9 protein-coding genes are annotated in these 14,940 nt (G+C 72.1%); 7 read left to right on the forward strand and 2 right to left on the reverse strand.

Features of this window, described 5'->3' with window-relative positions; all coding sequences use genetic code 11:
- Positions 1 to 42: 42 nt before the first annotated feature.
- Together V4Y03_RS18895 and V4Y03_RS18900 are read left to right on the forward strand one after the other, a co-directional pair.
- A complete protein-coding gene (locus V4Y03_RS18895; protein ID WP_332435666.1) occupies positions 43 to 7,446 on the forward strand; it encodes a polymorphic toxin type 27 domain-containing protein in 7,404 nt (2,467 codons plus the stop codon).
- Between the two features lie 19 nt (positions 7,447 to 7,465).
- A complete protein-coding gene (locus V4Y03_RS18900) occupies positions 7,466 to 7,873 on the forward strand; it encodes a hypothetical protein (protein WP_332435667.1) in 408 nt (135 codons plus the stop codon).
- 90 nt (positions 7,874 to 7,963) lie between these two features.
- On the opposite strand, the gene V4Y03_RS18905 is transcribed toward V4Y03_RS18900, so the two are convergent.
- Both V4Y03_RS18905 and V4Y03_RS18910 read right to left on the reverse strand, forming a co-directional pair.
- Positions 7,964 to 8,683 carry a hypothetical protein gene (locus V4Y03_RS18905; RefSeq protein WP_332435668.1) on the reverse strand — a complete coding sequence of 240 codons (720 nt, stop codon included), beginning with the start codon at positions 8,681 to 8,683 and terminating at the stop codon, positions 7,964 to 7,966.
- Between the two features lie 101 nt (positions 8,684 to 8,784).
- Complete coding sequence (locus tag V4Y03_RS18910) at positions 8,785 to 9,459, reverse strand: HD domain-containing protein (protein ID WP_332435669.1); 675 nt, start codon at positions 9,457 to 9,459, stop codon at positions 8,785 to 8,787.
- A gap of 164 nt (positions 9,460 to 9,623) precedes the next feature.
- On the opposite strand from V4Y03_RS18910, the gene V4Y03_RS18915 reads away from it, so the two are divergent.
- The 5 genes from V4Y03_RS18915 (at position 9,624) to V4Y03_RS18935 (ending at position 14,937) form a co-directional block, all read left to right on the forward strand.
- A complete protein-coding gene (locus tag V4Y03_RS18915; RefSeq protein WP_317873843.1) occupies positions 9,624 to 11,060 on the forward strand; it encodes an MFS transporter in 1,437 nt (478 codons plus the stop codon).
- 89 nt (positions 11,061 to 11,149) lie between these two features.
- Entirely contained in the window at positions 11,150 to 12,346 is a 1,197-nt protein-coding gene (locus V4Y03_RS18920; RefSeq protein WP_332435670.1) for a trans-sulfuration enzyme family protein, read from the forward strand.
- Between the two features lie 72 nt (positions 12,347 to 12,418).
- On the forward strand, positions 12,419 to 12,958 hold the full coding sequence (locus V4Y03_RS18925; RefSeq protein WP_332435671.1) for a MaoC family dehydratase: 540 nt from the start codon (positions 12,419 to 12,421) through the stop codon (positions 12,956 to 12,958).
- A gap of 96 nt (positions 12,959 to 13,054) precedes the next feature.
- Positions 13,055 to 13,897 (forward strand): class I SAM-dependent methyltransferase, encoded by an 843-nt coding sequence (locus V4Y03_RS18930; RefSeq protein ID WP_317873840.1) that lies wholly within the window; start codon positions 13,055 to 13,057, stop codon positions 13,895 to 13,897.
- Entirely contained in the window at positions 13,894 to 14,937 is a 1,044-nt protein-coding gene (locus V4Y03_RS18935; protein WP_317873839.1) for a class I SAM-dependent methyltransferase, read from the forward strand. The genes V4Y03_RS18930 and V4Y03_RS18935 overlap by 4 nt, the downstream gene beginning before the upstream one ends.
- Positions 14,938 to 14,940 lie beyond the last annotated feature (3 nt).

Raw genomic sequence — 14,940 nt, forward strand, 5'->3', positions numbered from 1 at the left:
CTCAGAGACGCCGGCAGACGCCGGCGTCGCCTACGGTCCACCGTGACCAGAGCCACCAGCACGGTGGCCCTCGTCACCGCCGCGGCCGTACTCACCGGCCTCGTCCAGGCACCCCCGGCCACGGCCGACACGGTGCCGGAGGAGGACTCCGGCCTCAGCCGCAACAGCATCGGCGCGGCACGACGGCTCGACCGCTGCCTCGCCGGAGTGGCGCTCCACTTCGGCGCCGGGCAGATGAAGGCCAAGGCCATCGAGGGCCTCACCGGCACCGAGACCCAGCTCCGCGACGCCATCGGCGACATCGGCTGGATCGGCTTCGGCCCCCTCGGCCTCGCCGCCGACGCCGACAAGCAGGACGGCAGCGCCTACGCCACCATGGTGCGGGCCCGCACCGACGGCCTCGACACCGCCAACGAGCCCTACCGCGAGTCCGCCTGGAACAACGAGGGCATGGAGTGGCACGCCCCCGCCTTCGGCGAGGACGTCTCCCACTTCACCCTCGTCACGCAGACCCAGCTCGCCTGGCGTCTCGGCTGGGACGGCCACAGCAACGCCAGCGACGAGGCCGTCACCCGCGCCCGTGCCCTCATGGAGGAGAACGCGGGCAAGGACGACTGGCACGACTTCGCGGCGAACGACATGCTGCGGGACAGCGCGGTCAAGAACACCCAGTACAGCGGGGGTACGACCTCCAGCGACATCGCGTCCTACCTGAAGCACGGCGGCTACGTCGTCGCACCCCTCGCCAAGGACTCCCCGGAGTACCGCGTCGAGGTCGAGGACCTCAAGCAGGCCTGGGCCGGCTGCGACTACCAGAACCCGTTCGACCCGCGCCGTGTCCTCAACGAGCCGGTCATGACCGCGATGGTCGAGTGGGAGCAGGAGTACGCCGGGCAGGCCGCCCAGCGCGCCACGATCATCAAGGCGGAGGCCGACGCCGCGAAGGCGACCCGCGAGGCCGCCGACGACATGGTCGAGGCCATCGGGCAGGCGTGGCTCGCCGACCAGATCCTGACCTGGCGCAAGCACTGGCAGGACACCCTCGCGAACGACCCGGACACCATCTTCGAGAAGCCCGACCAGGCGTTCTACGACAAGGCCACGGCCGACCTCGCACAGGTCCGCGCCAACGCCTCCGCCGCGGTCACCTCGGCCAAGGCGTGGGCGGCGAAGGCCGCCACCGCCTCGGCGCAGGCGGCCACCGCGCAGCAGGAGGCGTGGGCCGTCGCCGACACCGCGCACGTGCCGCGCGGCCGGGGCCTGATGTACGCCCAGCAGTCGGTGCAGGTCGTCCGGGCCTCCGCCGCGGCGGCCGCCGCCGCCGCGAAGGCCACCGAGACGGCGCTCTCCGCCGCGAACGCGACGATCGCGACCAGCGACGCGCTGCTCGCGAAGGCGCAGACCGAGTCGCACGCCATCAGCACGGAGTTCCGCCGCGTCGCCGCCGAGGAGGCCGCCGCGCAGGCGAAGGCCGCCGCCGACAGCGCCGAGGCCAACGCCACGGCCGCCACCGAGAGCGCGAACACCGCGAAGGCCGCCCGTACGACGGCCGAGCAGAAGCGCGACAAGGCCAAGACGGCCGCCGCGACCGCCGCCGCCGAGCGTGCCAAGGCGCAGACGGAGCAGGCCACCGCCGTCGCCTCCCGCGCCAAGGCCGCCACCGAGCGCACCAAGGCGGTGGAGGCCGAGCAGCGGGCCGGTACGCAGAAGACCGCGGCGCAGAGCGCCGACACGGCCGCCGGTACGGCGACCACCGACGCCACCGCGAAGCGCACCCTGGCGAACACCAAGGCGCAGGCCGCCCAGACCGCCCGGGAGCAGGCCGTCGCCGCGCTCCGGTCGAAGCAGGCCACCGCCGCCCGTGCCGCCGCCCTCGAAGCGGCGGCGACCGCCGCCGAGGGCACGGCCGCCGCCGCCGAGACCCGGGCCGCCGCCACGGCGGCCCGTACGGCCGCGACCCAGGCCGTCACGGCCGCCACCGCCGCGCAGACCGCGGCGGACCAGGCCACGGCCGCCGCCGTCACCGCGCGGACCGCCGCCACCACCGCGGAGGGCGCCGCCGAGCGGGCCCAGGCCTCCGCGGGCAACGCCTGGTCGGCGTACTACACGTCGGTCGGCGCGGCCTCCACCGCGCACGCCGCCGCCGCCGTCGCGCTCGACGCGTCCCAGGACGCGGCGACCCGCGCGGACAACGCCGCCACGGCCTCGGAGAACGCCACGGCGCTCGCCAAGAAGGCCGAGCAGGAGTCGCTCGCCGCCGGTACGAGCGCCGCCGAGGCACTGAAGTCGGCCGCGACCGTTCTCGGCCGTGCGTACGCCGCCGGTCAGGCCGCGCTCGCCGCCCGTGACAGCGCCAAGGAAGCGGTGGCCGCCGCCGGCGACGCCATCGCCATCGGCACGCCGTACCAGGAGAAGGACAGCTCCGCCGCGTTCGCCGTGCTCGTCGGCCAGTCGTCGAAGACGGTCGCCGAGCAGCAGGCCGCCGCGGCCGAGGCCAAGGCGACGGAGGCCGCGGAGGCCGCCGCGTCCGCGCAGCAGACCGCCGCGCAGGCCACCGGTGACGCGAAGCTCGCCGCCGAGGCGGCGGCACGCGCCGCCGCCGACTCGGTCCGCGCCGTCGAGGCCGTGACCCGCGCCCAGGCGTCGGCGGCCGAGGCCTCCGGCGCCCAGAAGGGCGCGAAGGCTGCCTCCGACGCCGCCTCGGGACACGCCACCCAGGCCGGCAACGACGCCGTCTCCGCCCGCCTCACCGCGGACGAGGCGAGCAACGCCGCCACCGAGGCCGACCGTGAGGCCACCGACGCCGAGCGGCACGCCGCCGAGGCGAACGAGAAGGCCGGACGGGCCGCCGAGGCGGCCCAGGGCGCGCAGGACAAGGCGTCCCAGGCGGAGCAGGAGGCCAAGGACGCCGAGACGAAGGCGTCCGACGCGGCCGGGAACAGCACGGCTGCCGAGGAGGCCGCCAGGCTCGCCGAGCAGCAGCAGCGCGACCGCAACGAGGCCGCGCACAAGGACGCGCTGGCCCAGGGCGTCACTCCCATCAAGGGCGGCGCCTCCAACTGGCCGGTGCTCGGGCAGCGCGAGGAGCAGATCCTCCTCGACGCCTGCGGCCAGACCTGCGTCGACGACTACCGCAAGGGCCTCGCGGCCGTCTCGGTGGACATCGTCGAGTGGGCGACCGCGAACGGCGGGCAGATCCTCTTCGAGCAGCTCGACGCCGCGAAGGTCAAGGACTGCCTGGCCGGTTCCGATGTCGAGGACTGCCTGTGGGAGCTCGTCGACATCCCCTCGTCGGCCGTGATCGTGGGTCGTATACCCGCGCTCGCGCAGGCGATCGAGCAGGTCTCCACGGGCCTGCGGAAGATCTTCGTCGACGCCGACAACGCCCTGCGGCGGCTGAGCGAGCTGACGGCCGTCATCCGTGACGTCCGCAGCACCCCGCGCCTCAACCGGTGCCTCGCCGGAGTCGCCCTGCACGCGGGCGGCGCCAAGACCAAGGCCATCGCGATCCAGGGCCTGTCCGGCACGAACGACGACCTGAAGGCCGTCATCGGGGACATCGGCTGGATCGGCTTCATGCCCCTGGGGCAGGCCAGTGACCAGGACCGGGAGGCCGGTTACGCGTACCTCGACACGTTCGCGGCACGCAAGGCCCTCCTGGAGGACGCCAACCGCCCGTACGCGATGAGCTCGTTCGACGACGGGATCACGCTGCACGCACCGGAGTTCGGCGCCGACATCAGCGCCTACACGTACTCCACGCAGGCGAAGATGGCCGACCGCATCGGCTGGGACGCGCACACCAACGCGAGCCCCGAGGCCGTCGCCAAGGCCCGCCAGATCACCGAGCAGAACCGCGGCCTCGACAGCTGGCACGACTTCGCCGCCGACGTCATGCTGCGGGACTCCAGCGTCAACCAGACGCGGTTCTCCGGTGGCACCACGTCCGCCGACATCGCCACGTACCTGCGCAACGGCGGTTTCGCCCGGCAGAAGCTGACCGAGGGCTCGCCCGAGTTCCGTGTCGAGGTCGAGGACCTCAAGCAGCAGTGGGCCACGTGCAACCACGCGGACCCGACCGACCCGCGCAACGCCCTGAGCGAGGCCGTCTCCCAGGCCTCGGCCGAGTGGGAGGCGGAGTACGCCGGCCAGGCCGCCCCGCGCACGCTGATCACGCAGGCCGAGGCGGACGCCGCCGCGGCCACCCGCAAGGCCACCGACAACATGGTCGAGGCCATCGGCCAGGCCTGGTTCGCCGACCAGATCCTGCGCTGGCAGAAGTACTGGCACGATCAGCTGGAGCAGGACCCGGACCACATCCTCAAGCCCAAGCAGGCCCTCTTCGACAAGGCGAAGACGGACCTGGCGAAGGCTCGGGGCAAGGTCCAGGCGCTGGTCACGGCCGCCAAGGAGCAGGCCACCGCTGCCAACGCCGCCGCGCAGCGCGCGGTGTCGGCCCAGCAGCAGGCCTGGACGATCGCGGACGCGGCCCAGGTGCCGCGCGGCCGGGGTCTGATGTACGCCCAGCAGTCGGTGCAGGTCGCCCGTGCTTCGGGTGCGGCCGCGACGGCCGCTTCCAAGGCGACCGAGACGGCGCTGAACGCGGCGAACGCGACCGTGTCGACGTCGGAGGCGCTGCTCGCCCTGGCGCAGACCGAGACGCACGCGGTGAACACCGAGTTCCGCCGTATCGCCGCTCAGGAGGCCGCCGCGCAGGCGAAGGCCGCCGCGGACAGCGCCGACGCCTACGCGGCCTCGGCGGCGGCGAACGCCGCCACCGCGAAGAAGGCCAAGGAGACGGCCCTCGCGGAGGAGCAGGAGGCGAAGAAGGCGGCGGCCGACGCGCATGCGTCGCGTGCTGTCGCCGAGCTGGAGCGCGCCAACGCGGCGGCCTACCGGGCCACCGCGGAGCGCGAGCGGGACAAGGCGGCGGGCCATGAGGCCGACGCCGTCGCGCAGGGCCGGATCGCGAGCGAGGCCCGTACCTCGGCCGAGGCGGCGGGATCCACGGCCGCCTCCAAGCGGGCCGTCGCCGAGCAGTCGGAGCGCGACGCGGTCGCCGCCCGCGACAAGGCCCTGGAGGCCGAGCAGCGGCGGGACTCGCTGAACGCGAAGGCGGCGGCCCTGGAGGCCGACGCCGCGGCCGACGAGGGTACGGACGCGGCGGTGGCGTCCCGTGCCGCGGCGACCACCGCCCGTTCCGCCGCGAACGAGGCGACCACGGCGGCCACCAACGCGCGCGCGTCGGCGAACGCGGCCACGGCCGCCGCCACCAACGCCCGTGAGGCGGCCACCAAGGCGCAGGGCTCCGCGTCCCGCGCCAAGGCGGCGGCCGACAGCGCCTGGGCGTCGTACTGGATCGCGGCCGGTTCGGCCGCAGCGGCCCACGCGGCGGCGGCCGAGGCGATCGACGCCTCGCAGGCGGCGGCGGCCGACGCGAAGGGTGCCAAGGAGCAGTCGGAGAAGGCGACCGCGGCGGCCAAGGTCGCCAAGACGGAGGCGGCAGCCGCCCGTTCCGAGGCGACGCAGACCGCCGCCTGGGCGGCGACCACCGCGGGCAAGGCGCTCGCGGCCGTACGGTCCTCCCTCGCGGCCCGTGACTCCGCCGCGGCGGTGACCAAGCCGGCGAACGAGGCGATCTCGCTCGGCGGCCCGTACCAGGAGGTCGACAGCTCCGCCGCGTTCGCGGTGCTCACCGGCCAGCAGTCACTGACGATCGCTCAGCAGCAGGCGGCGGCGGCAGCAGCCACGGCGAACCAGGCCCTGGCGTTCTCCGCCGAGGCGAAGGCCCTGGCCGAACAGGCCGCCGCGGACATGAAGCTCGCGCTGCAGGCCGCCGCGTCCGCCGCGGCGGACGCGTCCCGCGCCGCCAAGGCGTACCTGCGGGCCCAGGAGTCGGCGGCCCAGGCCGCGAAGGACGCCAAGGATGCCCAGGCAGCCGCCGGCCGTGCCGACGGCTACGCCATGTCGGCCGGGAACGACGCCGTGGCGGCGTCGTCGGCGGCGAGCGACGCGCAGACCGACGCCAACGCGGCGGACGCGGCGGCGACCGAGGCGGAGAAGGACGCCGCCAACGCTCGCACCGTGGCCACCAAGGCCGAGGAGGACGCGGCCAGCGCCCGCGATACCGCCACCCAGGCGGAGACGGACGCGACGGCCGCCGAGACGGCCGCCGCCGGCGCCAGGGACGCGGCGGAGGAGGCCCAGGACGCCGCCGACCGCACCGAGAAGAGCGGCAGCAGCGAGCAGAACTCGCAGGGTGTCACCACCGGCCTCAGCGACACATGGGCGGTCCTCGACCACATCGAGTACATCGGTGAGCCGAAGAACGTCAAGAAGGACAACTGCAACCCGATCATCCACATCGGGGACTGCAAGATCACGTCCGACGTCACGTACAAGTCGCACGTCGACGTGTACATGTGCATGGTCTCGGGGGAGTCGTACACGGCCTCGGGCAGCTGCCCCGCCGCTGAGACCGTCTACCTCGGCCCCGAGGTGACCGAGGCCGAGACGAAGACCCTCACCATCACGCTGACGATGACCGAGTTCAACTCGGGCATCGACCCGGTCGACATCCTGCTCGGCGACTTCATCGGCTGCGCCAAGCTGCTCACCCCGGGTCTGTCGGGCGGCAGCTGGGGCGACTGCGCCTGGGCGGCCAGCTGGTTCGTCGCGGGCCCGCTCTTCAGGGCGGGCAAGGCCGCGGTGATGGCGATGGACGCCTCCCTCAGGATGGGCGTCGGGTTCATGGACGCCTATCGGGCGCTCCGCACCATCGGCCTGACCGAGGCCGCCGTCCAGGGCATCATCAGCCGTCTCCTCCGGAAGCTCGGCGACGCGTGCGACACGGCGAACACCGGGACCTTCAAGCTCGCGGCGTTCTCCGTCGCGGCGGTCGACGACGACGTCGTCAAGGAATGCACCAAGATCCTCAGCGATCTGGTGAAGGACGGCGATCACATCACCCTCGGGGTGAACCCGTACTCGGACGATCTGGCCAAGTCCGTCGGCGCGCAGACATTCAACAACAAGGCGTTCGGGACCAACCTCCCGGCAGCCATGGGGATGGGGGAGCGCCCCATCTGGACCGTGGGCGTGGAGCGAGCGGTGGCCAACCCCAACGTGGAGCTCTCCGTGACCCTGGACGGTGTCGCCGGTGCCAAGAACGCCGACGAGGCGCTGACCCTGCTTCTGCAGCGAGGGGAAACGATCCCGAACAGCGACTGGGAGCTCATCCGGAAGACCGGCTACGGAACCGCATGGGAGATGACCAAGCTCCGTGCGGCCCTCCGGATGGAGTACCGCAAGTGGGCGTCCATCAAGTGGTACATGGCCAAGCTCGACGACGCCGGCAAGCCGGTGCTCGACGCGAACGGCAAGCGGGTGTTCGAGCGGGTGTACCCGACGAAGCTGACCTATGCCAACGGAACACCGGTCGAATAGTGAGAGGAGGATGGCGGTCATGACGGATTTCATCCGGGAGGGACGGCTCTTCAGAGTCACCGCGTTTCTCCCCTCGCACCGACAGCTCTTCCTGGCCAGTGAGGCCACGCTGGTGGACGGGACCACGACGAAGGTCGAGGTCTCCTTCGGGCATGTGGAACTGATGTTCCTCAAGCCCTTCTACCGGAACGGACTCCACATTCGGCGGGCGTCCGCTGCCGAGTTCGGCGTGCTCAGCGAACGGCACGGCATTCCGGCGGAGGACGCCGCCTACACCTGGATGCTGGAGCGGGACGGCGACAGCTTCGTCGTCGCCTCCATTCCGAACTGGCGGGAGGCGGAGTACGAGCTGATGGGTGAGCGGGAGTCGTTGTACGACGGGCCCTGGCCGCCGGAGTTCCCGGCGGAATCGGGGAATGTCGGCTGACCGTCCGAGCGAATGAGTAAGGGGCCTCCCCGGTGCACTGCGCACCGGGGAGGCCCCCTTCTTTCCGTGTACGGTCTTTCGCCTGTCGGCTCAGAGCCGGTCGAGCTGGGCCTTCACGACCGCCTCCGGGATCGCCGCCTGCTCGGGGTCCAGCATGTTCACGCCGTAGAACGCGGCGATGACCCCGCCCTCGCGCACCACCGTGTACGTCATCGGCACCTTCTGCTTGCCGATGTCGCCCGTGATCCGGTAGCCGACGGCCTCGTCACCGAGCTTCGGCGCCGGGAGGCTCTCGACCTTTCCGTAGGTCAGGCCGAGGGTCTTGAAGCCCTTGGGGCAGGCGGTGACGGCGGCGCGCAGGTCCTTCATGACCCGGGCGGCGTTCTCCTCGGAGTGGGAGGCGAGCCACATGGAGCCGACGGTGGCGCTGGTCGCTTCGAGGGGCTGGAGCGAGCGGTGCGCCTCGCTGACGGCCGGGATGTGCGTGAAGCCGCCGATGAGGCTGGCGAGGGGCTGGCAGGCCTTCTTGTCGGCCTCCATGCCGCGGCCGGCCTCGACCTCAGCCTTGGCTATCTTCTTGGCGTCGAATCCGGCGGTCTTTCCGGTGAGGGCGACCTTTTCGAGCTGTTTGGTGTCGAGTGCGCCGAGCTTCTTCGCCTCCGCGGCCTCCTTCTCCTCGGCGCTCCGCGTGTTCTGCGCGCTCGCCTTCGGATTCTTGTCGGCCGAATCCGATGATTCGCCGCTGCACGCGGACAGGGCGAGCAGGGCGGGCAATACGGCGGCGATCGGGAGGGCCGTACGCAGTCTCATGGTCTTTTTCCTGGAATCTCTCGCGGGTGCAGACAAAGTGAAATGATCTTACCGGCGGCAGAGAGTCTTTCTCATTACGTTTCGGGGTCGACTCGATCCGTTCAGGCCTTTCCGGACATGTCCGTCAGTTCCGCGAGTTCCCGCTCCATGTTCTCCCGTGCCCGCTCCTCCCAGGCCGCCGCTCCATAGGGCGTGCGGAAGAGGCGGGGGAGTCCGAGGAGGTGGCGGAGGATCGTCGCGCGGCCTTCGCGGAAGGCGGCTTCGGGGACGAAGGCGTACTCCTCGCGCACCGCCGCCGTATACCCCCTGTAGGTATCGCGGTCCGAGGCCAGGACCGCGAGGTCGGCATCGCAGAGGGTCTCGCCGTTGAGGTCGCCGCCGGCCGGGTCGTGGCCGGTCGTGAGGCGGACGAGCCGGGCCACCTCGGTGACCTCGTGCGGGGTGAGTCCGGCCTCGGTGAGGGCCTTCTCGGCGAGGGCCGCCGAGCGTTCCTCGTTCTCCGAGCGGTCAGGGCGGTAGACGGCGTCGTGGAACCAGGCGGCGAGCCGTACGAGCTCCAACTCGCCGCCCTCGCCGCCCTGGTCGGTCAGTTCGTCGACGCGGTCGAGGACCGCCCTGAGGTGGTCGACCGTGTGATAGCGGCGCTGCGGCTCGGCCCAGCGGGTGAGCAGGTTGCGGCCGTAGGGGGCGGGGTCGGGGCCCTCGCGGCCGGCGCGGGCGGCGAGCAGGGTGGTGTTCCAGCGCCGGAGGAGCGCGGGGTCCTGGTCTGCGGTCATGGGGGCATTGTGCCCGGCCGGGGGTGCGGAGGCAGTGCTTCCCACGCGTCCTCACCTCACTCTTACATACCCCCCATGGGTATGCTACGGTGCTCCGCACAGGTACCCCCTAGGGGTATGCCCCGACCTCGGTCGGGGGTCGTAGCGAGCGAAGGGTCAGGGCAATGTCAACCGTCAATCCCCGGCGCTGGTGGGCACTTGTCGTGCTCGCCGCCGCACAGTTCATGGTCATCATGGATACGTCGATCATCGGGGTCGCGCTCCCCGAGATGCAGAAGGACCTGGGCTTCTCGCAGAGCGAGCTCCAGTGGATCTTCAACGCCTATGTGATCGTCTTCGGCGGTCTGCTGCTCCTCGGCGGACGCCTCTCCGACCTCGTCGGCGCCCGCAAGATCTTCGTCTCGGGCTGGGCGGTCATGATCGCCGGTTCCGTCGTGGCCGCCGCCGCGCAGACCGCCTGGGTCGAGATCGTCGGCCGCGCCGTCCAGGGCGTCGGCGGTGCGCTGATCGCGCCCTCGGCGATGACCCTGCTCATGATGCTCTTCATGCACGACCCGAAGGAGCTCGGCAAGGCGATGGCGCTGTACGGCGCCGCCGCTCCCGCCGGCGGTACCGCGGGCGTCTTCCTCGGCGGTGTCTTCACCGAGTGGATGAGCTGGCAGTGGGTCTTCATCATCTACATCCCGATCGGCCTCGCCACCCTCGCCGCGACCAAGCTGCTCCCGAACGTCGAGTCCCGCCGCGGCTCGGTCGACGTCCTCGGAGCCGCCGCCGTCACCGCCGGTCTCGCGCTCGCCGTGTTCGCCGTGGTCCGCGCCCCCGAGGTCGGCTGGGGCTCCACCGGCACGATTCTCCAGCTGATCGGCGCCGCCGTCCTCCTGGGCCTGTTCCTGGTGATCCAGAAGAGCATCAGCGAGCCGCTCATGCCGCTCAGCGTCTGGCGGGTGCCGCGCCTCGGCTCGGCCAACCTGGCGATGACGCTGCTCGGTGCCGCCTGGATCCCGATGTGGTACTTCCTCAATCTGTACCTCCAGCAGGTGCTGGGCTTCGGCGCCTTCGAGTCCGGTGCCGCGCTGCTCCCGATGACCGTGCTCCTCATGATCTTCATGACGGCCATCACCGCCCGGCTCATGATGAAGTTCGGGGCCAAGCCGCTCATCGGCGGCGGTCTGCTGGTCCTCGCGGCCGGTCTGGTCTGGCTGGCGGCCGTCCCGCCGACCGGTTCCTTCCTCGTCGACGTCCTGCCGGCCTCGCTGGTCGCCGCGCTCGGCATGTCCCTCGCGTACATCCCCGCGATGATCGCCGCCATGTCCGGTGCTCCGCAGGAGCAGGCCGGTCTCGCCTCCGGCATCGTCAACACCACCTACAACGTGGGCTCCGCGCTCGGTCTGGCCGCGCTGACCGCCGTCGCGATGTCCCAGGGCGCCGACCAGCTCGGCAACCTGCCGAAGCTGACGGACGGCTTCTCGTCCGCCTTCATCGGCGCCGCGATCATCGCCGCCCTCGGCGGTGTGATCACCCTCCTCGTCATGAAGAGCGACAAGGCACTCGCGGCCGAGGCCGCCGCCCCCGCGCCGCAGGGCGAGAAGGTCACTGCCTGAACTGCCCCGAAGGGGCCGCCCGATGTCCTTCCCCGGACGTCGGGCGGCCCCTTTTCCGTATCCCCGTCAGGGTCTTCGAAAGGACAGTCGTGGAACTGAACACCCGTGCCGTGCACGTCGTCAACGAGCCCTTCCAGAGCGGCAGTTGGCCGCTCTCCGTGCCTCTCGTGCAGTCCTCCGCCTTCGCCTTCGACTCCGCCGCCGAGCTGGCCGGGGCGATGGCGGACCCCGACGGGCGGTACGTCTACAGCCGTCGCGGGAACCCGACCGTACGGGCCCTCGAACAGACCCTCACGGGCCTTGAGGGCGGCGAGGGCGCCATCGCCTTCGCCTCCGGCATGGGCGCGATCAGCGGGGTCCTGCTCGCCCTCCTGCGGCCCGGCGACCGGGTGGTGGCCCAGCGGTGCCTGTACGGCGGCACGCACGCCGTCCTCGCGGACCTGTCCGAGCGGTACGGGATCGAGGTCGTCCGGATATCCGGTGACGACCGCGGCGAGCTGGAGGCCGCCGCCGTGCATCCCGCCACCCGGCTGCTCGTCCTGGAGACCATCGCCAACCCCACCGGCCAGGTCCCCGACCTGCCGGGACTGCTGGCCGCCGCCCGCGCGCTCGGGGTGACGAGCGTGGTCGACAACTCGCTGGCCTCGCCCGTGCTGTGCCGCCCCCTGGAGCACGGCGCCGACATCGTGGTCCACTCGACCACCAAGTACCTCTCCGGGCACTCCGACGTGCTGGGCGGCGCCGCCGTCTTCGCGGACGAGGCACTGCGCCGTCGCGTCTGGCCCCGGACGGTCGAACTCGGCGCCTGCGCCGACCCGTTCGCGGCCTGGCTGACCCTGCGCGGGATACCCACGCTGCCGCTGCGGATGCGCGAGCACTGCGCCAACGCCGCCGCGCTCGCCGAGCGGCTCGACGCCCACCCCGGCGTCACCGCCGTCCACTACCCCCGGCTCGCCGGCCACCCCTCGTACGAGCGCGCGGGGAAGGTGCTCTCCGGCGGCGGCGGGCTGCTCTCCTTCGAGCCGGCGGGCGGCCGGGAGGCGGGCCGGGCCTTCGTCGAGCGCGTACGGGTGGCCAAGCTCGCGCTCTCCCTCGGGGGCGTGGAGACCCTCGTGACGCACCCCGCGTCCACCTCCCACCGGGAGCTGGACGAGGCCGCCCTGGAGGCCGCCGGGGTCGCTCCCGGGCTCGTCCGGATGTCCGTGGGCATCGAGGGCGTCGAAGACCTCTGGTCGGACGTACGGCAAGCCCTTCAGGACGGGCCTCCGGCCCGTCTTTTGGGTTGACAAAATAAATGGTCGATTCGTAGATTGGGGTGTGCCAGGGAAAGACCACTCCTAGGTCAAGGGGGGCGCGAGATGCGCTACTTCGAGGACTTCCGGCCCGGCGACGTCCATGAGCTGGGCGCCGTCACCGTCACGGCGGAGGAGGTGCTGGAGTTCGGCAGGCGCTTCGACCCGCAGCCCTTCCACACGGAGCCCGAACGCGCGGAGCGGTCGCAGTTCCGCGGCCTGATCGCGAGCGGGTTCCACACCCAGGCGATGTTCATGCGCCGCTACGTCGACGGACTGCTCGCCTACAGCGCCTGTATGGGCTCGCCCGGCATCGACGAGGTCCGCTACCTGCGGCCCGTGCGTCCGGGCGACGTCCTCACCGCGCGCGTCGAGATCCTCGGCGTCACCCCGTCGCCGTTCAACCCCGCCACCGGCACCGTCAAACCGCGGTGCACCCTGGTGGCCGCCGACGGGACGGCCGTGTTCAGCATGATCCTGCACAGCATCTTCCGCCGGCGCCCCGCCGGCTCCGAGGCCGACCATCTGTCGTCGATGCCCGCGGCCGAGGACCCCGTCGCGTGCGCGCGACCGGCCAAGACCTGTGTCCCGGTCATGAGCGCCTGACGATCCGTCCTTCGTCGGGCCCCTGAACACGGCCGTCCGTACCTCCCGCACCACCCCACCCACACCAGACCGTTCACGAGTGAAGGGGGACCTCCTGTGGAGGCCGTATCCCGCACCGCCCAGTGGACCGCCGCCGCGCGCGCCCTGGAGACCGAGCGCGAGGACCGGCTGTTCGCCGATCCCTACGCGCGCACCGTCGCCGACACGATCGGCTTCGAACTGCTCGAGCGCTACGCCGGGGGCGGCACCGTGCCGTTCCTCGCCATCCGCACCACCTACCTCGACCGCGCCATCGTGCGGGCCGTCGAGGAGCGGGGCATCCGTCAGGTCGTCTTCCTCGCCGCCGGCATGGACACCCGCTTCTTCCGGCTGCCCTGGCCCGACGGTGTCACCGTCTACGAGCTCGACCGCCCGGCCCTCCTGGAGGCCAAGGCCGAGATGCTCAAGGACGAGCCGCAGCCTGCGGGCCGCACCCGGATCCCGATCCCGGTCGACCTCACCCAGGACTGGACCGGCCCCCTCAAGGAGGCGGGCTGGAAGAGCGAGGAGCCCGTCCTGTGGGTGGTCGAGGGCCTGCTGTTCTTCCTGCCCGAGCAGGCCGTACGGACCCTGATGTCGACGCTCTCCGCGCACGCCGCTCCCGGCTCCGTGCTGCTCGGCGACGTCATCTCCAGGGCCGCCCTGGAGAACCCGCTCGCCCGCGGCTTCATGAAGGCCCTGGACGAGGACGGCAACCCGTGGCTCTTCGGCACCGAGGAGCCCGAGGCGCTGCTCGCCGACTGCGGCTGGGCCGTACGGGAGGTCAGGCAGCCCGGTGAGCCGGGCGCCGACTTCGACCGCTGGCCCTACCCGGTCCCGGCCCGCTCCGTCCCGCGCGTGCCCCGGTCCTTCCTGTTCACCTGTGACCTGCCGACGTACGAGGAGGAGAAGGCGGCATGAGCGCCCACGACTTCCACCAGAGGGTCATCAACGACGCCGGTGCGGCCGTCCGCGGCCTGACCGTCGCCCTCGGCGAGCGCCTCGGCCTCTACAAGGCGCTGGCCGAGAAGGGCCCGCTCACCGCCGCCGCGCTCGCGCGGACCACCGGCACGAACGAGCGCTACATCGAGGAGTGGCTGCACGCCCAGCTCTCCGCCGGGTACGTCGAGCGGCACCCCAGCTCCCTCACGTACACCCTGCCCGCCGGCCACGTCGAGGTCCTCGCGGACCCGAAGGCCGTCACGTACGCCGCCGGGTTCTTCACCGCCCTCAAGGCGCTGTACGCCACCGAGGACCTGCTCGTCGACGCGTACCGCACGGGTGACGGCGTCGGCTGGGCCGAGCACGACGCGGCCCTCGACACCGGCATGGGCTCCTTCTTCCAGCCGACGTACGAGCACAAGCTGGTCCCGGACTGGCTGCCCGCGCTGCACCAGGTCACCGACAAGCTGGCCGCCGGCGGCACCGTCGTCGACGTCGGCTGCGGCGTCGGCCACACCACGCTGCTCATCGCGAAGGCCTTCCCGAACGCCACCGTCCACGGCTTCGACTACTCGGAGGAGGCCATCTCGATCGCCCGGGAGCTCGCCGAGGAGGCCGGTCTGTCCGACCGGGTCGTCTTCGAGGTGGCGTCCGCCGACGACTATCCGGGCTCCGGCTACGACCTGGTGTGCTTCTTCAACGCCCTGCACGACATGGGCGACCCGGTCGCCGCCGCCCAGCACGTCCACAAGTCCCTGGACGCGGACGGCACCTGGATGCTCGTCGAGTCGAACGTCTCCCCGCAGGACATCGACGCGCAGACGCCCGCCGCCCGCATGTTCATGGCCCTGTCCGCCGTGATGTGCCTGCCCGTCGCGGTCGCCCAGCGCGGCCCGCACGCGCTCGGCAACCACTCCGGCGAGAAGGCCTTCCGGGCCATCGCGGAGGAGGCCGGCTTCACCCGCTGGCGCCGCGCGACCGAGACCCCGGTCAACGCGGTCTACGAAGTCCGGCCGTAGTCC

Source organism: Streptomyces sp. P9-A4, assembly GCF_036634195.1.
Classification (GTDB): Bacteria; Actinomycetota; Actinomycetes; order Streptomycetales; family Streptomycetaceae; genus Streptomyces.